Source organism: Streptomyces sp. NPDC006476 (assembly GCF_040612015.1).
Classification (GTDB): domain Bacteria; phylum Actinomycetota; class Actinomycetes; order Streptomycetales; family Streptomycetaceae; genus Streptomyces; species Streptomyces griseorubiginosus_B.
On record NZ_JBEXPK010000039.1, the window covers coordinates 45395 to 65051 of the forward strand.

Here is a 19657-nt window from a genome sequence, read left to right on the forward strand (position 1 = left end):
CACCAGTCCGGGACCGTACTCGAACCATCCGCTCCGTGTCGGACTCCGGTCCCGTGGGAAAGGGACGACGTCGTCATGGCAGACCATCTGGAAGCATCCGTCACTCTGCCGAGCGAGCCGGCCTCGGTCTCCGCGGCCCGCAGCTTTGTCGTCACGACCCTCGTGGAGTGGGGGCTGGGGGCCGACACGGAGATCGCCGACACCATCCGCCTGATCGTCTCCGAACTCGCCACCAACGCGGTACAGCACACCTTCGGTCAGTCCCCCACCTTCACGGTGGACATCCGCCTCGACCGTGACGAACACCTGTCCATCGGGGTCACCGACAGCCATCCGCGCTTCCCCAAGCGGCTGCCGGCCGCCGTGCAGCAGGACAACGGCCGCGGCATGGTGATCATCCGCTGGCTGGCCGCCGAGTGCGGCGGCAGACTGCTGGTCCGGCCCACCAGGGAGGGCGGCAAAACGGTCTCCATCGAGCTCCCCTGGTCCGTACCGGCGCAGCCCGTCACGGCGGGGCAGCAAGAGCCGTAGAAGCCCACGGCGGCGTCTCCACGGCCGGTCCTCACAGCCCCGGCTCTCTCTACGACCGGTGCGCCATCTCCCGGTCCTCCGCGTCCTCGGTCCGCGGCTCCACGGGCCGTGAGCCGGTCTGCGAGCGGGCGGCCCGGCTCACCAGACGCGGCAGCAGCCCCCACAGCCCCACGCACACCAGCAGGGTCGCCGCGCCCGCCGTCAGCCCGCCGGCCAGGTCCGTGGTCACGTCCACCACCAGCAGCACCGATCCGGTGAACGCGAGGACGAGCACCGCCATGCCGACGGTCGCCAGTCGTGAGGAGACCTGCACGATCAGCGGCTTCGCGCCCTTCTGGAAGAGCGAGCGGTGCAGCGCTGCCGGGGCGGTGAACAGCGCGGCGGCGAGGACCGCCAGCAGCAGGGTGGTGACGTACGTGCCGCGCTGGAAGGCGTCGAGGGAGGTGAAGCGCTGGGTGAAGGCCAGGCTGAGCAGGAAGGCGAAGAGGATCTGCACGCCGGTCTGGGTGACGCGCAGCTCCTGCAGCAGCTCGACGAAGTTGCGGTCGGCGCGCTCCAGCGGGGTCTCGTTGCGTGCGGACGGATGGTGGTGGTCCATGGGGTACGGGTAACCATTCCGGTCCCCGTCAGGCCCGTGGGGCGGCGGCGGGTCAGGTCCGACGCCGCCCCACGGGAGAGTCAGCTGACCCGGCCGTACCAGACGCTCCTGGTCCAGATCTTCTGCAGCCTCACCACGTCCCCGGTCTTGGGGGCGTGCCAGATCTTCCCCTTCCCGGCGTAGATGCCCACGTGGTAGACGTTCGACCCCGAGTGGAAGAACACGAGGTCTCCGGCCTTGCGGCTCTTCGCGGAGATGTGGTGGGTCTTGTTGTACTGCTGGGCCGCCGTACGGGGCAGCTTCTTGCCCGCCGCCTTGTACGAGTACAGCGTGAGGCCCGAGCAGTCGAAGCGGCGAGGTCCGGTGGCGCCCCACTTGTACGGGGAACCCTTTTTGGACGCCGCTACCTGAAGCGCCTTCGTCGCCGGCGTCGCGGCCGCGGCGTCGGATGCGACGCCCGGGATCACGACGGAGCCGCCCACGGCGGCCAGGGTGAGAGCCGAGGCCGTACCGGCCCGGACCATCAGCGACGGGACACGATTGAGCGCAGTCATGCGCAACCCTTCGTCAGCCGCCTGTGAAGGATGACCTGTCGGATTCGGGCTGGCGAAGTTGCCCGGCCGCTGACGCGGCTTCACCCCAAGGGCTGCTCGGGCTCGGTCATGGCGTGACCGTCCCGGCGACCCGTCGTGCTTGGGTCCTCCACTCCTGCCGATCCACTTCCTGTCGACCGGTCATCCGGGCGGCGGCAGGACTCGGCGTCCGCCCGGACCGCCCCGCCGTTGTGGCGGGGGCTTGTCGTCAGACAGGGATCTTGACTCACGGATGTCCGAAAATCCCAATGGAATCGGGGGTTTGTGTTGTTACTCACCACTCACCCGTTCGGGTGGACACCCCTGTGTTCGAGGCGGCGTAGACGACCCCGAGGAGGCTCGGACCAGGCATGGAATGTCCCATTCCGCCCTGAGGCTACGCGCGTTGCGCAACTTGAACGGTCGCGAAAAAGGATCCGCGTCTACTCCAAAGGGGGGTACGCCTTTTGGTCCGTTTCAACGCCGGTCCGGACGCCCCGCGACCCGGCCGGGGCGTCCGCACCTCTGGACGCACCTCAACTGGCGGAGTCCGGCGGCACGGTGACCCGGGCCGTGCGCCGCTCCCCGTCCAGCACCCGAAGCGCCCGCCCCAGCGTCTCGGCGTGCAGCTCCGTCTCACCGCGCTGGTGCATCAGGGCGAGCGCGTCGCGCAGTTCGGCCGCCTTGGCCACCAGCGCCTGGGCGGCGCGCAGTCCGCGGTAGGTGTCCCCGTGGTGCGCCGGGTTGATCCGGCCCAGCAGGTCGACGACGTCGAGATAACGGTCGATCAGCTCGCCCTCGGCGCGGGTGAGCGCGGGCAGCGGAGGGAGTTCGGGTGGCAGCACCGGCCGCTCACCTCCCGCTGGGCGGCGCGAGGGTGTCCTTGCGGCTGGGGATGATCCGGTCCACCAGCCCGTACTCCAGGGCACCCTGGGCGTCGAGGATCTTGTCCCGCTCGATGTCCGCGCTCACCTGTTCCGGGCTGCGCCCGGTGTGCCGCACCAGCATCTCCTCCAGCCGGGCCCGCGTCCGGGTCAACTCCGCGGCCTGGATGGCCAGATCGCTGGCCTGACCCTGCACCGGTTCGTAGAGCGCCGGCTGGTGGAGCACCACCCGGGCGCCCGGCAGCGCGGCGCGCTTGCCCGGGGTGCCGGCCGCCAGCAGCACGGCGGCGGACGAACCGGCCTGGCCCAGGCAGACCGTCTCCACGTCGCAGCCGACGTACTGGATCGTGTCGTAGATCGCCGACATCGCGGTGAACGAGCCGCCCGGGGAGTTGATGTACAGCGCGATGTCCCGGTCCGGGTCCTGGTACTCGAGGTGCATGAACTGCGCCATCACGTCGTTCGCCGAGGTGTCGTCGATCTGGGTCCCGAGAAAGACGATCCGCTCCTCCAGCAGCTTCGAGTACGGATCCATCGTCCGGTGCCCGGAGCTCGTGCGTTCGGTGAACTCGGGCAGGACGTAACGGGCGGACGGTCGGGTCATGGCATACCCCTCCTCGCGGCAGAGCGATCTCTCGCTGAGCTGTCTCTGTAAAAAATGTACAGGATGTACGTGACGTTATGATGGGGGTATGGCCTACGAGATTCCGGTGACGCAAGCCAGGGCTGAACTCGCCGACCTGATCAACCGGGTGGTGTACGGCGGTGAGCGCGTCGTCGTGACACGGCACGGCAAGCCCCTCGTCGCCCTGGTCTCCGCCGCCGACCTGGAGCGGCTCGACGCGCTCGACCAGCCCGCCGACGAGCAGGTGATCAGCGCGGTCTCCTCGGTGCGCGAGGTGACGTCCGCTCCCCGCGAACAACAGCGCTTCGGCATCGCCGCGCACCACCGGGGCCCGGGCGCCTCCTAGGGCACGCGAAAGCCTCCTGGGGCACGCGAAAGACCGTGCGCCCCGTCCGCTACGGCGGGGCGCACGGCCGGTTCCGGGGCGCGCGGTCAGCCCACCGGGGCGAGCTCCCGCCCGGTGGTGGCCTCGGTGGCGCGGGTGCGCTTCCTGAGGGCGCTGCCGAGCAGGACCGCGCCCAGGCCCAGCGCGGCCCACCACGTCAGCGTCAGCGCGGGTCCGGCCGCCGCGGCGCCGTCGAAGTACGACACCGAGCGCAGCAGGGTCGCGCTCGCGCCGGGCGGCATCCACTGGCCGATCGTGCCCACCGGCTCGGGCAGCAGCCGTGGCGCCGAGGCCGCGCCCGAGAACGGGTTGCCGAGCAGCATCACCACCCCCGTGCCCAGTGCGATGCCGGCCTGTCCGAGCAGCGCCGAGAGTCCCGCGACCGCGGCGCTCACGGCCAGCGTCGCGAGACCGAGCACACCAGCCTCCGTCCACCAGTCCCCGGTCAGCACCCCGAGCCAGCTGTGCGCGATGCCGGCCGCCACCGCGCCCACCAGGGCGGCGGCACCGACCAGCGCGGCCACGGCACGGACGCCGCGCAGGCCCAGCAGGCTCACCACCGCGCCGGCCGCGATCCCGGCCAGGGCGAGCGGCAGCACGCTGGAGTTCAGGACCGCGCCACGCGGGTCCTTCGCCGGGGTGGGAACCACGTCCACGGTCCGGATCGGGGTGTCTGCCGGTGCCTGCCGGGCCACCGCCTGCTGCAGCAGTTGCGCGGCCACCGGGCTCGCGGCCGAGGCGGTCAGCAGCTCCGGGCCCCGGGGGGTGACGGCGACCGCTCCGTATACGGTCCGGTCCTCCACCGCGCGACGGGCGGCGGCCTCGTCGGCGTAGTGGTGGATCTCGAACGCCCCCTTGTGCCGCGTCAGTTGCTGCTCGAACTGGGCCGTGGCCGTGGCCGGTCCGGCCACGCCGAGCGGCAGGTCGCGGGGCGCGGTGCGGGCGGCCGGCCAGGCGAAGGCCCACAGGGCGAGGGCGGCGAGGGCCGGGACGAGCACGACGACCGCGATCAGGCGGCGAACGGGTGGCCTGGTGCGGGTGGCGGACATGGGGCACCTTTCGGAGGTCTACAAAAAGAAGGATCGTTCGTTTTAACTGTCCCACCACCGTCCCCCCGCCGTGTTCGCTTGTCAAGAAGGAATGTTCGTTTTACTTTGGGGCCATGGCCCGCGTATCCCAGGAACACCTCGACGCCCGCCGCCGGCAGATCCTCGACGGCGCGGCGCGCTGCTTCGCGCGCAACGGCTTCCACGCCACGTCCATGCAGGACGTGCTGAAGGAGGTCGACCTGTCCGCCGGGGCCGTGTACCGCTACTTCAGCGGCAAGGAGGAGCTGATCGCCGCGATCGTGCGCGAGGTGCTCGCCCAGGTGCGCCGGGGCTTCGAGGAGGCCGCCCGCAGCAGCCCGCCCCCGCCGCCCGACCTCCTCGTGACGTCGGTCCTCAGCCGCGTCCTGGCCGCCAAGGAGGACTTGACCGTGGACGGCCGGCCCGCGCTCCCGGGACTGGTCATCCAGGTGTGGGCGGAGACGCTGCGCAACGACGACCTGGCGGTCGTGCTGCGCGAGGGCTACAGCGCAGTCCAGGAAACCTGGTCGCGGATCGTCGCCGCCTACCAGGAGGCAGGGATCATGCGGTCGGACGTTTCCCCCGACCATGTGGCCCGCACGATGATGGCCACCGCGATGGGCTTCATCGCCCAGCAGGCCCTGTTCGGCCCGGCGCCCGCCGAGATCCTGGGGGACGGTCTACGGGCGTTGACGAGCGTGCGGGATCACAGCGCGGTTAACGTGCCTGAAACGCGGTCCAACTAGCCTGCCGATCCACGCCACCAGGGACTTTGCCCCGTGGCTGCGGCGACCGGGCCCCGCACGGGCCCGGAGCGAGGACTGTGAGGTGGGACGTGCAACTGACCCCGCACGAGCAAGAGAGGCTGCTCATCCACGTGGCGGCCGACGTGGCCGAGAAGCGCCGGGCGCGCGGCCTGAAGCTCAACCACCCCGAGGCGGTCGCCCTCATCACGTCGCACATCCTCGAAGGCGCCCGCGACGGCCGCACCGTCGCCGAACTCATGGCCTCCGGGCGCAAACTCCTCACCCGCGACGACGTCATGGAGGGCATCCCCGAGATGATCCACGACGTCCAGGTCGAGGCCACCTTCCCGGACGGCACCAAGCTCGTCACCGTCCACGACCCGATCGTCTGACGGGGAGGGCCGCCATGATTCCCGGAGAGATCCTCTTCGCCGAGGACCCGATCGTCTACAACGAGGGCCGCGAGGTCACCCGGCTGACCGTCCTCAACGCCGCCGACCGCCCCGTCCAGGTCGGCTCCCACTACCACTTCGCCGAGGCCAACCCCGGCCTGGACTTCGACCGCGCCGCCGCGCACGGCAGGCGTCTGAACATCGCCGCCGGTACGGCCGTGCGCTTCGAACCCGGCATCCCCGTGGACGTCGAACTCGTCCCGATCAGCGGCGCCCGGATCGTTCCCGGCCTGCGCGGGCAGACCGGAGGTGCCCTCGATGCCTGAGATCTCCCGTGCCGCGTACGCCGACCTGTTCGGCCCCACCACCGGCGACCGCATCCGGCTCGCCGACACCGATCTGGTCGTCGAGATCGAGGAGGATCGCTCCGGCGGTCCCGGACTCGCCGGTGACGAGGCCGTGTTCGGCGGCGGCAAGGTCATCCGCGAGTCCATGGGCCAGTCCCGTGCCACGCGCGCGGAGGGCACACCGGACACCGTCATCACCGGCGCGGTGATCGTCGACCACTGGGGCATCGTCAAGGCCGACGTCGGCATCCGCGACGGCCGGATCACCGGGATCGGCAAGGCCGGCAACCCCGACACCATGGACGGGGTCCACCCGGACCTGGTCATCGGCCCGGAGACCGAGGTCATCGCGGGCAACGGGCGGATCCTGACGGCGGGCGCGGTCGACGCGCACGTCCACTTCATCTGCCCGCAGATCGCCGACGAGGCGCTGTCCGCCGGCATCACGACCCTGGTGGGCGGCGGCACGGGCCCGGCCGAGGGCTCGAAGGCGACGACGGTCACGCCCGGACCGTGGCATCTGGCGCGCATGCTGGAGGCGATGGAGCAGTACCCGCTCAACATCGGCTTCCTCGGCAAGGGCAACACCGTCTCGCACGAGGCGATGCTGTCGCAGATCCGGGGCGGCGCGCTGGGCCTGAAGCTGCACGAGGACTGGGGGTCGACCCCGGCCGTCATCGACGCCTCGCTGACGGTGGCGGACCGCACCGGCATCCAGGTCGCCATCCACACCGACACCCTCAACGAGGCCGGGTTCGTCGGCGACACGCTGGCCGCGATCAACGGCCGCGGCATTCACGCCTACCACACCGAGGGCGCGGGCGGCGGGCACGCGCCGGACATCATGACCGTGGTCTCCGAGCCGCACGTGCTGCCGAGTTCGACGAACCCGACCCGCCCCTACACCGTCAACACCGCCGAGGAACACCTCGACATGCTGATGGTGTGCCACCACCTCAACCCGGCGGTCCCGGAGGACCTGGCCTTCGCCGAGTCGCGGATCCGGCCCTCGACCATCGGCGCCGAGGACATACTGCACGACCTGGGCGCCATCTCGATCATCTCCTCCGACTCCCAGGCCATGGGCCGGGTCGGCGAGGTCGTCCTGCGCACCTGGCAGACGGCGCACGTGATGAAGCTGCGCCGGGGCGCGCTGCCCGGCGACGGACGAGCGGACAACCACCGGGTACGGCGCTATGTCGCCAAGTACACGATCAACCCCGCGCTCGCCCAGGGACTGGCCCGGGAGATCGGCTCCGTGGAGAGCGGGAAGCTCGCCGACCTGGTGCTGTGGGAGCCCGCGTTCTTCGGGGTCAAGCCGCATCTCGTCCTCAAGGGCGGACAGATCGCGTACGCGCAGATGGGCGACGCCAACGCGTCCATCCCGACGCCTCAGCCGATCCTGCCCCGGCCGATGTACGGCGCGATCGGGCGGGCTCCCGCCGCCAACTCCTTCAATTTCGTGGCGCCGTTGGCGATCGAGGACGGGCTGCCGGAGCGGCTGCAGCTGGGCAAGCGGTTCGTCGCCATCGAGTCGACGCGGGGGGTGACCAAGGCGGACATGCGGGAGAACGACGCGCGGCCGCGGGTGCGGGTGGATCCCGACAGCTTCGCCGTGCACATCGACGGCGAGCTCGTCGAGGCGACTCCGGCCGCCGAACTGCCCATGGCCCAGCGTTACTTCCTGTTCTGATGTCCAGGGCCGCACTACTGGTTCTGGCCGACGGGCGGTTCCCCGCCGGAGGGCACGCGCACTCCGGCGGGGCGGAGGCGGCCGTGAAGGCGGGGCGCGTCACCGGCGCCGCGAGCCTGGAGGACTTCTGCCGGGGGCGCCTGCACACGGCGGGGCTGGTCGCCGCCGCCCTGGCCGCCGCCGCCGTACTCGGCGTGGCCCCGGGCGAGTTGGACGCCGCCGCGGACGCGCGCACGCCTTCCCCCGCCCTGCGCGTCGCCGCGCGCAGGCTCGGCAGGCAGCTGATGCGCGCCGCCCGGGCGACCTGGCCCTCGGACGAACTCGACGCCGTCGCACGGCAGTTCCCGAAGGGCGCCCATCAGCCCGTGGTGCTGGGACTCGCCGCTCGGGCGGCCGGACTGGAGCCCGTGGACGCCGCCTACTGCGCGGCCTACGAGAGTGTGAGCGGGCCGGCGAGCGCGACGGTGCGGTTGCTGAGCCTCAACCCCTTCGACGCGACCGGAGTCCTCGCCCGACTGGCGCCCGAACTCGACCTGGTCGTCGACCGGGCGGCGGAGGCCGCTCGGCGGGCGGTCGACGACGGGGTCGACGCGCTGCCCGCGAGCTCGGCGCCCCTGCTGGAAGTCGGCGCCGAGGCGCACGCGGCCTGGGCTGTGCGCCTGTTCGCGTCGTAACCGCCGAATTCGCCTCGCGGCCCGCCATCCGTCCCCGTACCGCCTGTTTCCCCCCATATCCCCCCTGGAGCCGTACCCATGCACCTCGACCACTCCCACGACGGCCCCTCCGCCGTCAGCGCCGACGCCCGCCGGCCCGACGGATCGCGCCGTGCCCTGCGGATAGGGCTCGGCGGGCCCGTCGGATCCGGGAAGACCGCCACCGTGGCCGCCCTCTGCCGCGCGCTGCGCGACGAGCTGTCCCTCGCGGTCGTCACCAACGACATCTACACCCGCGAGGACGCCGAGTTCCTGCTCCGGGAGGCCGTGCTGCCGCCCGAGCGGATCAGCGCCGTGGAGACGGGCGCCTGCCCGCACACCGCCATCCGGGACGACATCTCCGCCAACCTGGAGGCCGTCGAGGACCTCGAGGACGAGGTGGGTCCGCTCGATCTCATCCTGGTCGAGTCCGGTGGGGACAACCTCACCGCGACCTTCTCCAAGGGGCTGGTGGACGCGCAGATCTTCGTGATCGACGTCGCGGGCGGCGACGACATCCCCCGCAAGGGCGGGCCGGGCGTCACCACCGCCGACCTGCTCGTCGTCAACAAGACCGATCTCGCGCCGTACGTGGGCTCCGATCTGGAGCGGATGGCCGCGGACGCCAAGGCGCAGCGGGCCGAACTGCCGGTGGTATTCCAGTCGTTGAGAAGCGAGGCGGGCGTCGGGGACGTCGCCGGCTGGGTGCGGGGGCAGCTCGCCGCGTGGTCGGCGTGAGCGTGAGCGGGGTACGGGCCACCGCGCGGATCCTCGCGCGGGCGGACGGCAGGGGCGGTACGTCGTTGCCGGTGCTGGAGGGGGAGGGGCCGCTGGCGTTGCGGCGGACCCGGGGCAGTGGCAGCGAGGCGCGCGTCATGCTCGTCGGGGCGATGAGCGGGCCGCTCGGGGGAGACCACTTCACCGTGGAGGCGGACGTCGAGGAAGGCGCTCGGCTTCGCGTCGGGTCGGCCGCGGCCACCATCGCCCTGCCGGGGCAGGCGAAGGGCGAGGCGCGGTACGACGTGCGGCTCAGGGTGGCCGACGGGGCTGAAGTTCAGTGGCTGCCCGAGCAGTTGATCTCCGCGGGCGGGAGCGATCTGCGGGTCGGGACACGCGTCGAGGTCGGAGCCGGGGGGCGGCTCGTGCTGCGGGAGGAGCAGGTGCTCGGGCGGGTGGGGGAGGAACCCGGGCGGTTGAGCAGCCGTCTCACGGTGCGCGTGGGGGGGCGGGTGGTACTCGATCAGGAACTCGCCTGCGGACCCGGGGCGCCGGGAGGATGGGACGGTCCGGCCGTGCTGGGCGGCCACCGGGCCGTGGGGCAACTGGTCGTCGTACGACCGGAGTTCGATGCGCGGCCGATACCGGCGCGGGTGCTGGGGGAGGGGGCCGTCGTCGCACCGCTCGCCGGGCCCGCCGTACTGGTGAGTGCCGTGGCCGGGGAAGCGCTGCGGTTGCGGCGGGTGCTGGACGAGGCGCTGGGCCTGGTGGCCTGAGTATCCGCTCAGCGGGACACCCATCCCCGGTTATCGGAATGGTAAAGAAGGTCAACGACCCCTGTTCCCAGGCAGCTCACAGCCGCGAGGATCCCCCTGTCAATCGAATAGATGTAGGGGGAGGACCTCACTTGAGGGTTATCAGACCGAACAGGCGGACGACGGTGCTCGGTTCGGCCGGAGCGCTCGTCACGGCGACGCTCATAGCCGGCGCGGTCGTGGCGCCCACCGCGAGCGCAAGCGCACAGCACGGCCAGGACCGGGAGGCCAAGGGCGCCGCCATCGCCGCCGCGCGGGCCGCCAAGGCCGGCATCGACTGGCAGGACTGCCCCGCCGACTGGGGCTTCGCCAAGCCCATCCAGTGCGGCTGGGTCAGCGTCCCGCTCGACTACGCGCACCCGTACGGCAAGCAGCTCAAGCTCGCGGTCGACCACATCGGCAACACGGGGACCAAGGAGGAGCGCCAGGGCGCCCTCGTCTACAACCCCGGCGGTCCCGGCGGCTCCGGCATGCGCTTCCCGACCCGCGTCACCAACAAGAACCCGGTGTGGGCCAACGTGGCCAAGGCCTACGACTTCGTGGGCTTCGACCCGCGCGGCGTCGGCCACTCCGCGCCCATCTCCTGCGAGGACCCGCAGGAGTTCGTCAAGGCGCCCAAGGCCGACCCGGTGCCGGACAGCGAGGCCGACAAGCTGGCCCAGCGCAAGCTGGCCGCCGAGTACGCCAAGGGCTGCGCCGAGCGCACCGGCAAGGCGGTGCTCGCGCAGATGACCACGCCGAACACCGTGCGCGACCTGGACGTCATCCGCGCCGCGCTCGGCGAGAAGAAGCTCAACTACCTGGGCGTCTCCTACGGCACCTACATCGGCGCCGTCTACGGCACGCTCTTCCCGGGCCACCTGCGCCGCATGGTCGTGGACAGCGTCGTCAACCCCTCCCGCGAGAAGATCTGGTACCAGGCCAACCTGGACCAGGACGTCGCCTTCGAGGGCCGCTGGAAGGACTGGGAGGACTGGGTCGCCGCCAACGACGCCGCCTTCCACCTCGGCACCACCCGTGCCGCGGTCCAGGAGAAGTGGCTCCAGCTGCGCACCACCGCCAAGAAGAACCCGATCGGCGGGGTCGTCGGCCCGGCCGAGCTGATCTCCTTCTTCCAGAGCGCCCCGTACTACGACTCCTCGTGGGTGCCGGTCGCGACGGTCTTCAGCAAGTACTTCGCCGGTGACACCCAGGCGCTCGTCGACGCGGCCGCCCCGGACATGTCCGACACCGCGGGCAACATCACCTCGGAGAACGGCAACGCCGTCTACACGGCCGTCGAGTGCACCGACGCCAAGTGGCCCACCAGCTGGAAGAAGTGGGACCGCGACAACACCGCGCTCAACAAGAACTACCCGTTCATGACCTGGGCCAACGCCTGGATGAACCTGCCGTGCGCCACTTGGCCGGTCAAGCAGCAGACCCCGGTGAGCGTGAAGACCCACAAGGGTCTGCCGCAGGTCATGATCGTGCAGTCCACGCGTGACGCCGCCACCCCCTACGACGGCGCCGTCGAACTGCACCAGCGGTTCAAGGGCTCCCGCCTGATCACCGAGAAGGACGCGGGCTCGCACGGTGTGACCGGCCTGGTCAACCCCTGCATCAACCAGCGGGTGGACGCCTACCTGCTGAGCGGCAAGCTGGACGCCGCGGACGTCACGTGCACCCCGCACGCGACGCCCAAGCCGTAACCGGCAGCTGTACGACGTGAGGGGCGGCCGGAACTCCGGCCGCCCCTCACCCGTGCTCGACGCGTCTCACCCCAGCGGCATGCGCGGGAACCGGTGCTCCTTGCCCGCGATCCCCTCGGCCTCGGCCTGCTGCGCCTTGACGACGGCCGCGTACTCGTCGACGTACTCCTGCTCGGAGAGCGTCAGGATCGCGTACATGATCTCGTCGGTGATGGCCCGCAGGATCGCCTTCTCGTTCTCCATGCCGGCGTAGCGGGAGAAGTCCAGGGGCTTGCCGAAGCGGATGACGACGGGGTGGAGGTTGGGGATGACCTTGCCCGGCGGCTGGGCCTCGAAGGTGCCGATCATCGCGCAGGGGATCACCGGCACCTGGGCCTTCAGAGCCATCACCGCGACCCCCACCTTGCCCTTGTAGAGGCGGCCGTCGTGCGAGCGGGTGCCCTCCGGGTAGATGCCGAGCAGCTCACCCTTGCGCAGCACCCCCAGGCCCTCGCGGATGGCCGCCTGGCCCGCCTCCTTGCCGGTGCGGTCGACCGGGATCTGGCCGGCGCTGCGGAAGAAGGCCGCCGTCAGCCGGCCCTTGATGCCGGGGCCGGTGAAGTACTCCTTCTTCGCCAGGAAGGTGATGCGGCGCTTGAGCATGGCCGGCATCAGGAAGTGGTCCGAGAAGGACAGGTGGTTGCCGGCGACGATGGCCGGGCCCGAGTCCGGGACGTGTTCGAGTCCTTCTATGCGAGGCCGGAAGACCAGTCTCAGCAGAGGTCCCAGCAACACATATTTGAGCACGTAGTAGAACAAGGGGTCGCTCCTCACTCCGGCGGATCGCCTCGGCCGCCGAGTTCTGGCAGGTCAACCGGCGTGTTGTGGGGCTGCCAGTGTAGAGGAGCGGGGGGCTACAGGGGCAGGCCGTGGAGGACGTCCGTGACGCGTGCGGGATCTTCGGGACCGAGGTGGCCGGAATCGGGGAAATCGTGCACCGTGAAACGGTTGTGCGGGGTGAGCGCGTCGGCCTCCGCGATCATGCGGTCCTGCAGGGCCGTCGCCACCGTCCTGTCCTTGCCGAAGCGCAGGTAGGTGCGCGGGATCCGCCCCCAGGCGCCCGCGCGTCCCACCGCCCGGTCGCCGTACGCCGTCATCGACTCGTCGGTCTGCATGCCGTCGAGCACCCGCAGAAACCCGGCGTCCGAGTAATTGGCGCAGATCATCTCCTTGAACACGGCGAGCTCCCGGCGGTCCGCGGTACGCCAGTTGAGACGCAGCACGCCCAACGCCCCCGGATCGCCCACCAGTCGGAGCGGGGTGATGGCCTGCTGTCCCTCGGGCGAGGAGGCGCAGTCGTTGAGGGAGGGCATGCTGCGGCTCGGGCAGAAGGCGGCCATGTAGCAGATGCGGGCGAGGAGTTGGGGCACGGTGTCGGCGACCCGGCTCACCGAGAGCCCGCCCATGCTGTGTCCGACCAGCACTACGGGCCCGCCGAGCCGCGCGGCCCGCCGTACCGCCTGGGTCACCCGGCGTTCGAAGTCGTCCAGCGAGAGCGCGGCGACCGGCGAGGGTTCCGTCGCCAGCGCCCGCAGGTCCTGGGTCTGGTAGGCCTTCGGGATGAACTTCTCGGTGCCGTGCAGGGGTTGGTCCACCGCGACGACCCGGTGACCGCGCAGCGCCAGTTCCCGTCCGATCGCGGTCCAGAAGGCGCCGGCGCTGTGCGTTCCGTGGACCAGGACGTACGTCCGCACGGCCGCCCTGCCGGCCGCCCGGGCCGTCCCGCTGCCCAGGCCCGTCGCGAGGACTCCGCCCCCGGCCGCCGCCGCCAGCCCCCGCAGCGCGCGCCGACGGGACGGCGAACTGCTGTGCGTGGCCGGTGTGTTGAGGTTCTCGTTGGCTGTCATGGCTACGACGCTACGAACGCCCGCGCCGCCCCACCATCGCCCTGTCCACCCGGTCGGGGGTGTACATGGCGACACCGTCACCCCTCACAGCCGCACGATGACCAGAGCGGTGTCGTCGGTCGCGCCCCCCGGCGGCAGCAGCTCCAGCAGCACCGAGTCCGCGAGGCGTTCCGGGTCCTCCTCACGGTGTTTGCGGAGGGAGTCGGCGAGGCGGGCCAGGCCGGTGTCGATGTCCTCGCCTCTGCGTTCGACGAGGCCGTCGGTGTACAGAACGAGGGTGGCGCCGTGGTCGTAGGTCGTGCGGGCCTCCGGCCGGGGGAACGGGTCGGGGCGGGCGTCCAGCGGCGGGTCGGTGGCCTGGTCGAGGAACTTCATGCGGCCGTCGGCGTGGACGAGCACCGGCGGCGGATGGCCCGCGCTGCTGTAGGTGATCGTGTGGGCGTCGAAGTCGATGAACGTCGTGACGACGGTCGCGGATTCGGCGCCGTCCACCACGTGCGCGTACCGGCCCAGGACGTTGAGGGCCTCGGCGGGCCCGACGGCCACCCGGGACGCCGCGCTCAGCGCGCTGCGCAGCTGGCCCATGACCCCGGCGGCCGCGAGTCCGTGCCCGACCACGTCGCCCACCGCCACGCCGATGCGGTTGCCGCCGACGAGATCGACGAGGTCGTACCAGTCCCCGCACACGTTCAGCGCGCCGACCGCGGGCCGGTAGCGCACGGCGGCGGCGTGATGGCCGACCTGCCGGTGGGCGGGCAGCATCGCCTCCTGCAGGGCGAGGGCGACCTCGCGCTCACGGGCGTGCGCCTGGCGCAGCCGCTCGTTGAGCTCCTGCAGTTCGCGGGCGCGGGTGTACAGCTCGGCCTCCATGACGCGGGCCCTGGTGCCACTGGGACTGCCGCGGGCCTTGATCAGCTCGGTGACCTCCTCGACCCGGTGCACCAGCAGCACCGCGTTGCCGCCCGGGCCGAGCACCGGCGCGTTGACCGGGCTCCAGTAGCGCTCCTCCCACTGCCCGGACTGGTCGGGATCCTCGACGTCGTAGCGCTGGAGCGCCATGGTGTCCCGTTCGCGCGTGTCGAGCACGCGCTGCAGCGAGGCGGCCAGGTTGCGCATGCCGGTCGCGCCGTCGTCGTTGGGGTTGTCCGGGAAGACGTCGAACAGATAGCGGCCGACGACCTGCGCACGGGTGCGCCCGGCGTTGCGCAGGAACTCCTCGTTGGCGTCGGCGTAGACCAGGTCGGGCGTCAGCAGCGCCACCATCCCCGGCAGGCACTGGAACACCGCCGCGTAGTCGATCTCGGCCTGGTTCATGGCGTCCGCCTCACTGCCGGGTCTGGGATATTTTCACATGTCCGGTGATGGTTGCGTCAGCGACTGCTCGGCCCAGATGACCTTCCCCTCGGGCACGAAGCGGGTGCCCCAGCGCTGGGAGAACTGGGAGACCAGCAGCAGTCCCCGGCCGCCCTCGTCGGTGGTGCGCGGATGACGCAGATGCGGGGCCGTGGCCCCGCCGTCGGAGACCTCGCAGATCAGGGCGCGCTCGCGGATCAGCCGCAGCCGGATGGGTCCCTCCGCGTGCCGGATGGCGTTGGTGACCAGCTCGCTCACCACAAGTTCGGTGGTGAAAACCAGGTCGTCCAGGCCCCACTCGGCCAGCTGCCGGGCGGCCTCCTTGCGGGCGGTGGCCACGATCGCCGGGTCGCCGGGCAGGTCCCAGTCGGCGACCTGGTCGGCACCCAGCAGACGGGTGTGCGCCATCAGCAGGGCCACGTCGTCGTGCGGCCGTACGGGGACCAGCGCGTCGACCACGGCCCGGCAGGTCAGGTCGAGCGATGCGGCGCGCCGGGCGAGCGCCAGACGCAGCCGGTCGCGGTCGGGGTCCACCGCCCAGTCGCGCTCCTCACGGGCCAGCAGCCCGTCAGTGTGCAGGGCGAGGACGCTGCCCTCGGCCAGCGCCAGCTCGACGGCCTCGAAGGGCGGGCCGCCCGCGCCGAGCGGCGATCCCTGCGGCAGGTCCACGAACGTGACCGAGCCGTCGGGCAGCACGACGGCGGGCGCGGGATGGCCCGCCGCGGCCATGGTGCACTGTCCGTCGACGGGGTCGTAGACGACGTACACGCACCCGGCGCCCACGGCCTGGAGGCCGGCCGCCCCCGGCTCATCCCCCTCCTCCCGGGCGGTGCTCGCCACCAGGTCGTCGAGGTGCGCGAGGACTTCCTCCGGCGGCAGGTCCAGCGCCGCCAGGGTCCGTACGGCGGTCCGCAGCCGTCCCATCGCGGCGGCGGCGTCGATGCCGTGGCCCGGCACCTCGCCCACGACCAGGGCGACCCGGGCGCCGGAGAGCTGGATGAGGTCGTACCAGTCGCCGCCAAGCCCCGTCAGTTCGTCGGCGGGCCGGTAGCAGGCGGCCACCTCCACCGCGTCCTGCTCGGGCAGCCGGTGTGGCAGCAGGCTGCGCTGGAGGACCAGGGCCGCGTCCCGCTCCCGGGTGTAGCGGCGGGCGTTGTCCACGCAGACGGCCGCCCGCGACACCAGATCTTCGGCCAGGCTCAGGTCGTCCTCGTCGAACGGCTCCTGCCGGCCCCGCCGGAAGAAGCTGGTGACGCCGAGGGTGACGCCCCGCGCCCGGACCGGCACGATCATCACGCTGTGCAGACCCAGATCGAGGAAGGTGGCCGCGCGGTCGCCCGCTATGTCGGTGGCCCACTCCTTGGCCAGCGGGTCCAGCCGCTCCTCGCGCCAGGACACGCCCGTGGCCAGCGAGCGGACCGGCGGCGAGCCGGCGAGGTAGGTGGCAACCTCCCCGATCGCGACGACGGCCTCCGGGACGCCCGGGTTCACGGACTGCTGGCCGGCCCTGCGCAACGGCACCCGCTGCTGGTCGCCGAGCGGCCCCGGAGCGCGTTCCGCGCCGCGCAGCACCCACTCCAACAGGTCCACGCAGACGTAGTCGGCGAGCTCCGGCACGGCCACGTCGGCCAGCTCCTGGGCGGTCCGGGTGATGTCCAGGGTGCGGCCGATGTGCTCGCCGGCCCGGTCCAGCAGGGCGAGCCGCTGCCGGGCGCGGTGTTTGTCGGTCATGTCGACGACCGTGTAGTACACGCCCATCGGATGGCCGCCGTCGTCCTCGAGACGGGTGAACGACATCATGTGCGCCGTCGCCCGGTGCGGCGCCGAGCGCACCTGACCGACGTGCTCGTACCCGACGACCGGCCGGCCGGTCTCCAGCACGCGCCGCATCTGCGCCTCGATGGCCTCGGAGTCGATGCCCGGCTGGATCTCCGCCAGCCGCCGCCCCAGCCGGTCCCGGGCCGAACCGCCGCCGAACTGCTCCAGCGCCGCGTTCGACCAGACGCAGCGCAGATTGACGTCGACGATCGCTATGCCGACGGGGGAGCCGGTCACCATCTGCTCCAGCACCGTACGGCTCATGTCCCAGCCGCGCGCCCCGGCGGCCACGTCGGAGAGCAGGACCAGCCAGCGGGCCGCGCCGCCGGGTTCCACCGCGGGAGTGATGCGCACCATGACCCGGACCGTCCGGCCGCCCTTTCGCCGGACCGTCAGCAGCCCGGCCCACCCGCCGTCCCTGCGGCACCGCTCGGCCAGCTCGGGCATCCGCTCTGCGTCCTCCGTGGCCAGCAGACCGCCGACCCCGGTGCCCACCACCTCGGCGGCCGTGTACGCCAGCAGCCGCTGGGCGTCCCGGGTCCAGCTGCGCACCACGCCGTCCGCATCGATCAGCAGCGGCGCGGCATCGGCCACGTCGAACCGCTGACCGGCGACGTCCTGTTCCTCGTGAGTGCCCACGGCCGACCTCTCTGTCGCTGAGAGTGGTCTACCACCTCTTGACCCAATCTTCACCCTTCGGGCATCAGGGACGCGCAAAGGGTGGGGGTGGCCGGACCACCCCCACCGGGGTCAGGAACCCAGCACCCTCTCCAGGGCACCCAGCGCGCCCGTCAGCTCCTCCGCCGTGATCGTCAGCGGCGGCGCCAGCCGGATCGTCGAACCGTGGGTGTCCTTGACCAGGATCCCCTCGCGCTGGAGGCGTTCGCTGATCTCACGGCCGGTGCCGATGGCCGGGTCGATGTCGACGCCCGCCCACAGGCCCCGGGCACGGAACCCGGTGACGCCCTTGCCGACGAGCCCGGTCAGCCCGCCGCGCAGGACCACGCCCAGCTCGGCCGCCCGGCGCTGGAACTCGCCGGTCTCCAGCAGCTCGACCACGGCCGTGCCGACCGCCGCCGCGAGGGGGTTGCCGCCGAACGTCGAGCCGTGTTCGCCCGGCCGCAGCACGCCGAGCACGTCCCGGCGGGCGACCACCGCGGACACCGGCACGATGCCGCCGCCCAGGGCCTTGCCCAGCAGCAGCACGTCCGGCACGACCGACTCGTGCTCCACGGCGAGGGTGCGGCCGGTGCGGCCGAGACCCGACTGGATCTCGTCCGCGACGAACAGGCAGCCCGTGCGCCGGGTCAGCTCGCGCACACCGGTGAGGTAGCCCTCGTCCGGGATGACCACGCCCGCCTCGCCCTGGATGGGCTCGATGAGCACGGCGGCCGTCGTCTCGTCGACCGCCGCCTCCAGCGCGGCCAGGTCGTTGTACGGCACGATCCGGAAGCCGGGCGTGAAGGGGCCGAAGCCCGCCCGTGCCGTCTCGTCCGTGGAGAAGCTGACGATCGTCGTCGTACGGCCGTGGAAGTTCTCCGCGGCGACCACGATCGTCGCCCGGTCGGCGGGGACGCCCTTGACGTCGTACGCCCACTTACGGGCCACCTTGATGCCGGACTCGACCGCCTCGGCGCCGGTGTTCATCGGCAGCACCATGTCCAGGCCGGTCAACTCGGCCAGCCGCTCGGCGAATTCGGCCAGCTTGTCGTTGTGGAAGGCGCGGGAGGTGAGGGTCAGACGGTCCAGCTGGCGGTGCGCGGCCTCGATCAACGCCGGGTGGCGGTGGCCGAAGTTGAGGGCCGAGTAGCCGGCCAGCATGTCCAGGTAGCGGCGGCCCTCGACGTCCTCGACCCAGGTGCCCTCGGCACGGGCGACGACCACGGGCAGCGGGTGGTAGTTGTGCGCCAGGACCGGTTCCTCGGCGCGGATCAGGTCGGCGGACGAACGCGTGGTCACGGGAGCGGTCATGAACGGATCTCCTGGGTGCAGCACTTGATGCCGCCGCCTGCCTTGCGGAACTCGGACAGGTCGACGGGCACGGGGACATAGCCGCGGTCGGCGAGGGAGGCGGCCAGGGACTCGGCCTGGGGGGCGATGAAGACGTTTCTGCCGTCGGAGACGGAGTTGAGGCCGAAGTGCAGCGCATCGTCGAGGGTGGCGTGCACCGCGTTCGGGTACAGCCGCGCCAGCACCTCGCGGCTGCCCGGGGAGAACGCCTCCGGGTAGTACGCCACGTTGTTGCCCTCGGCGGAGTCGTCCAGGACGAACAGCGCCGTGTCCAGGTGGTAGAAGCGCGGGTCCACCAGCGTCAGGCTGATCACCGGGTGGCCGAAGAACTCCTGCACCTCGCGGTGCGCCTCGCGGGTCGTGCGGAAGCCGGTGCCGGCCAGCATGTACCGGCCCGTCCACACCAGGTCGCCCTCGCCCTCGCAGACGGACTCGGGGCGGTGGACGGCGAAGCCGGCCGCCTTGAACCAGGTGTCGTAGTACGTGGACTCCGGGCGCCGCTGGGGCGCGTGGAAGAGGGAGCCGAAGACGCGGCCGTCCACGACGACCGCCGAGTTCGCGGCGAAGACCATGTCCGGCAGGCCGGGGGCCGGCTCCACGGAGTCGACGGTGTGGCCGTGGGTCCGGTAGGCGCTGATCAGCGCCTGCCACTGGGCCTGGGCCAGGTCCACGTCGACGCGGACATCGGGTTGCATCCAGGGGTTGATCGCGTACTGCACGGCGAAGTGTCTGGGTTCGCAGACGAGGTACCGCCGCCGGCGCGGCACACGGGAGTCGGACACAGAGGGGTTCCTCCGCTTCCTGGGGTGTCGAGTGAGGGTTGACACCAAGGTAG

General features: G+C 71.8%; 21 protein-coding genes and 1 riboswitch. Of the genes, 10 read left to right on the forward strand and 11 right to left on the reverse strand.

Annotated elements, in window-relative coordinates; translation table 11 throughout:
* The first annotated feature begins 75 nt into the window (after window positions 1-75).
* Entirely contained in the window at window positions 76-531 is a 456-nt protein-coding gene (locus tag ABZZ74_RS34545) for an ATP-binding protein (RefSeq protein WP_356771794.1), read from the forward strand.
* A 49-nt stretch (window positions 532-580) separates the two neighbouring features.
* Here the strand turns inward: ABZZ74_RS34545 and ABZZ74_RS34550 are convergent, their stop codons facing one another.
* From ABZZ74_RS34550 to ABZZ74_RS34565, 4 genes are all read right to left on the reverse strand, one after another.
* The gene (locus ABZZ74_RS34550; protein WP_356771796.1) at window positions 581-1129 is read right to left on the reverse strand and encodes a DUF6328 family protein; all 549 of its coding nucleotides are present in this window, start codon (window positions 1127-1129) and stop codon (window positions 581-583) included.
* A gap of 80 nt (window positions 1130-1209) precedes the next feature.
* A complete protein-coding gene (locus ABZZ74_RS34555; protein ID WP_356771798.1) occupies window positions 1210-1683 on the reverse strand; it encodes a C40 family peptidase in 474 nt (157 codons plus the stop codon).
* Window positions 1684-1686: 3 nt separating this feature from the next.
* Window positions 1687-1900: riboswitch (cyclic di-AMP (ydaO/yuaA leader) on the reverse strand.
* Between the two features lie 337 nt (window positions 1901-2237).
* Window positions 2238-2546: a hypothetical protein gene (locus ABZZ74_RS34560; protein WP_240864825.1), complete on the reverse strand. Its 309-nt coding sequence runs from the start codon at window positions 2544-2546 to the stop codon at window positions 2238-2240.
* Between the two features lie 7 nt (window positions 2547-2553).
* A complete protein-coding gene (locus ABZZ74_RS34565) occupies window positions 2554-3189 on the reverse strand; it encodes an ATP-dependent Clp protease proteolytic subunit (RefSeq protein ID WP_356771800.1) in 636 nt (211 codons plus the stop codon).
* 88 nt (window positions 3190-3277) lie between these two features.
* Here ABZZ74_RS34565 and ABZZ74_RS34570 point away from each other — a divergent pair, with 88 nt between their 5' ends.
* Entirely contained in the window at window positions 3278-3556 is a 279-nt protein-coding gene (locus ABZZ74_RS34570; RefSeq protein ID WP_133047599.1) for a type II toxin-antitoxin system Phd/YefM family antitoxin, read from the forward strand.
* An 86-nt stretch (window positions 3557-3642) separates the two neighbouring features.
* On the opposite strand, the gene ABZZ74_RS34575 is transcribed toward ABZZ74_RS34570, so the two are convergent.
* Complete coding sequence (locus tag ABZZ74_RS34575) at window positions 3643-4644, reverse strand: ABC transporter permease (RefSeq protein ID WP_356771803.1); 1002 nt, start codon at window positions 4642-4644, stop codon at window positions 3643-3645.
* Between the two features lie 113 nt (window positions 4645-4757).
* On the opposite strand from ABZZ74_RS34575, the gene ABZZ74_RS34580 reads away from it, so the two are divergent.
* The 8 genes from ABZZ74_RS34580 (at window position 4758) to ABZZ74_RS34615 (ending at window position 11755) form a co-directional block, all read left to right on the forward strand.
* The gene (locus ABZZ74_RS34580) at window positions 4758-5408 is read left to right on the forward strand and encodes a TetR/AcrR family transcriptional regulator (RefSeq protein WP_356771805.1); all 651 of its coding nucleotides are present in this window, start codon (window positions 4758-4760) and stop codon (window positions 5406-5408) included.
* An 89-nt stretch (window positions 5409-5497) separates the two neighbouring features.
* Window positions 5498-5800, forward strand: coding sequence for an urease subunit gamma (locus ABZZ74_RS34585; protein ID WP_010355509.1), 303 nt, complete (start codon window positions 5498-5500; stop codon window positions 5798-5800).
* 14 nt (window positions 5801-5814) lie between these two features.
* Window positions 5815-6126, forward strand: a complete 312-nt coding sequence (locus ABZZ74_RS34590) for an urease subunit beta (protein WP_356771807.1) — start codon at window positions 5815-5817, stop codon at window positions 6124-6126.
* Window positions 6119-7840: an urease subunit alpha gene (locus tag ABZZ74_RS34595; RefSeq protein WP_356771809.1), complete on the forward strand. Its 1722-nt coding sequence runs from the start codon at window positions 6119-6121 to the stop codon at window positions 7838-7840. Before ABZZ74_RS34590 ends, ABZZ74_RS34595 begins: the two co-directional genes overlap by 8 nt.
* Entirely contained in the window at window positions 7840-8514 is a 675-nt protein-coding gene (locus ABZZ74_RS34600; RefSeq protein ID WP_356771811.1) for an urease accessory UreF family protein, read from the forward strand. Before ABZZ74_RS34595 ends, ABZZ74_RS34600 begins: the two co-directional genes overlap by 1 nt.
* A gap of 78 nt (window positions 8515-8592) precedes the next feature.
* Window positions 8593-9270 carry an urease accessory protein UreG gene (ureG, locus tag ABZZ74_RS34605; RefSeq protein ID WP_356771813.1) on the forward strand — a complete coding sequence of 226 codons (678 nt, stop codon included), beginning with the start codon at window positions 8593-8595 and terminating at the stop codon, window positions 9268-9270.
* Entirely contained in the window at window positions 9267-10025 is a 759-nt protein-coding gene (locus ABZZ74_RS34610; protein ID WP_356771815.1) for an urease accessory protein UreD, read from the forward strand. The genes ureG and ABZZ74_RS34610 overlap by 4 nt, the downstream gene beginning before the upstream one ends.
* Window positions 10026-10156: 131 nt before the next feature.
* On the forward strand, window positions 10157-11755 hold the full coding sequence (locus tag ABZZ74_RS34615) for an alpha/beta hydrolase (RefSeq protein WP_356771817.1): 1599 nt from the start codon (window positions 10157-10159) through the stop codon (window positions 11753-11755).
* 66 nt (window positions 11756-11821) lie between these two features.
* Here the strand turns inward: ABZZ74_RS34615 and ABZZ74_RS34620 are convergent, their stop codons facing one another.
* The 6 genes from ABZZ74_RS34620 to ddaH all read right to left on the reverse strand — a co-directional run bounded on the left by ABZZ74_RS34620 (window position 11822) and on the right by ddaH (window position 19652).
* Window positions 11822-12553: a lysophospholipid acyltransferase family protein gene (locus ABZZ74_RS34620; protein ID WP_356771819.1), complete on the reverse strand. Its 732-nt coding sequence runs from the start codon at window positions 12551-12553 to the stop codon at window positions 11822-11824.
* Window positions 12554-12648: 95 nt separating this feature from the next.
* Entirely contained in the window at window positions 12649-13641 is a 993-nt protein-coding gene (locus ABZZ74_RS34625) for an alpha/beta fold hydrolase (RefSeq protein ID WP_356771821.1), read from the reverse strand.
* 84 nt (window positions 13642-13725) lie between these two features.
* Entirely contained in the window at window positions 13726-14955 is a 1230-nt protein-coding gene (locus tag ABZZ74_RS34630; protein WP_356771823.1) for a SpoIIE family protein phosphatase, read from the reverse strand.
* Window positions 14956-14988: 33 nt separating this feature from the next.
* Window positions 14989-17451 (reverse strand): SpoIIE family protein phosphatase, encoded by a 2463-nt coding sequence (locus ABZZ74_RS34635; RefSeq protein ID WP_356771825.1) that lies wholly within the window; start codon window positions 17449-17451, stop codon window positions 14989-14991.
* Between the two features lie 111 nt (window positions 17452-17562).
* Entirely contained in the window at window positions 17563-18783 is a 1221-nt protein-coding gene (gene rocD, locus ABZZ74_RS34640) for an ornithine--oxo-acid transaminase (protein ID WP_356771827.1), read from the reverse strand.
* Window positions 18780-19652 carry a dimethylargininase gene (gene ddaH / locus ABZZ74_RS34645; RefSeq protein ID WP_356771829.1) on the reverse strand — a complete coding sequence of 291 codons (873 nt, stop codon included), beginning with the start codon at window positions 19650-19652 and terminating at the stop codon, window positions 18780-18782. The genes rocD and ddaH overlap by 4 nt, the downstream gene beginning before the upstream one ends.
* Window positions 19653-19657: the final 5 nt, after the last annotated feature.

What these genes read in the sequence shown, in the direction of transcription:
- ABZZ74_RS34575 (WP_356771803.1), bottom strand. Translation starts at nt 4,644, where the DNA reads ATGTCCGCCACCCGCACCAGGCCACCCGTTCGCCGCCTGATCGCGGTC.
- ABZZ74_RS34555 (WP_356771798.1), bottom strand. Translation starts at nt 1,683, where the DNA reads ATGACTGCGCTCAATCGTGTCCCGTCGCTGATGGTCCGGGCCGGTACG.
- ABZZ74_RS34545 (WP_356771794.1), top strand. Translation starts at nt 76, where the DNA reads ATGGCAGACCATCTGGAAGCATCCGTCACTCTGCCGAGCGAGCCGGCC.
- ABZZ74_RS34570 (WP_133047599.1), top strand. Translation starts at nt 3,278, where the DNA reads ATGGCCTACGAGATTCCGGTGACGCAAGCCAGGGCTGAACTCGCCGAC.
- ABZZ74_RS34580 (WP_356771805.1), top strand. Translation starts at nt 4,758, where the DNA reads ATGGCCCGCGTATCCCAGGAACACCTCGACGCCCGCCGCCGGCAGATC.
- ureG (WP_356771813.1), top strand. Translation starts at nt 8,593, where the DNA reads ATGCACCTCGACCACTCCCACGACGGCCCCTCCGCCGTCAGCGCCGAC.
- ABZZ74_RS34625 (WP_356771821.1), bottom strand. Translation starts at nt 13,641, where the DNA reads ATGACAGCCAACGAGAACCTCAACACACCGGCCACGCACAGCAGTTCG.
- ABZZ74_RS34550 (WP_356771796.1), bottom strand. Translation starts at nt 1,129, where the DNA reads ATGGACCACCACCATCCGTCCGCACGCAACGAGACCCCGCTGGAGCGC.
- ABZZ74_RS34565 (WP_356771800.1), bottom strand. Translation starts at nt 3,189, where the DNA reads ATGACCCGACCGTCCGCCCGTTACGTCCTGCCCGAGTTCACCGAACGC.
- ABZZ74_RS34630 (WP_356771823.1), bottom strand. Translation starts at nt 14,955, where the DNA reads ATGAACCAGGCCGAGATCGACTACGCGGCGGTGTTCCAGTGCCTGCCG.
- ABZZ74_RS34590 (WP_356771807.1), top strand. Translation starts at nt 5,815, where the DNA reads ATGATTCCCGGAGAGATCCTCTTCGCCGAGGACCCGATCGTCTACAAC.
- ABZZ74_RS34600 (WP_356771811.1), top strand. Translation starts at nt 7,840, where the DNA reads ATGTCCAGGGCCGCACTACTGGTTCTGGCCGACGGGCGGTTCCCCGCC.
- ABZZ74_RS34595 (WP_356771809.1), top strand. Translation starts at nt 6,119, where the DNA reads ATGCCTGAGATCTCCCGTGCCGCGTACGCCGACCTGTTCGGCCCCACC.
- rocD (WP_356771827.1), bottom strand. Translation starts at nt 18,783, where the DNA reads ATGACCGCTCCCGTGACCACGCGTTCGTCCGCCGACCTGATCCGCGCC.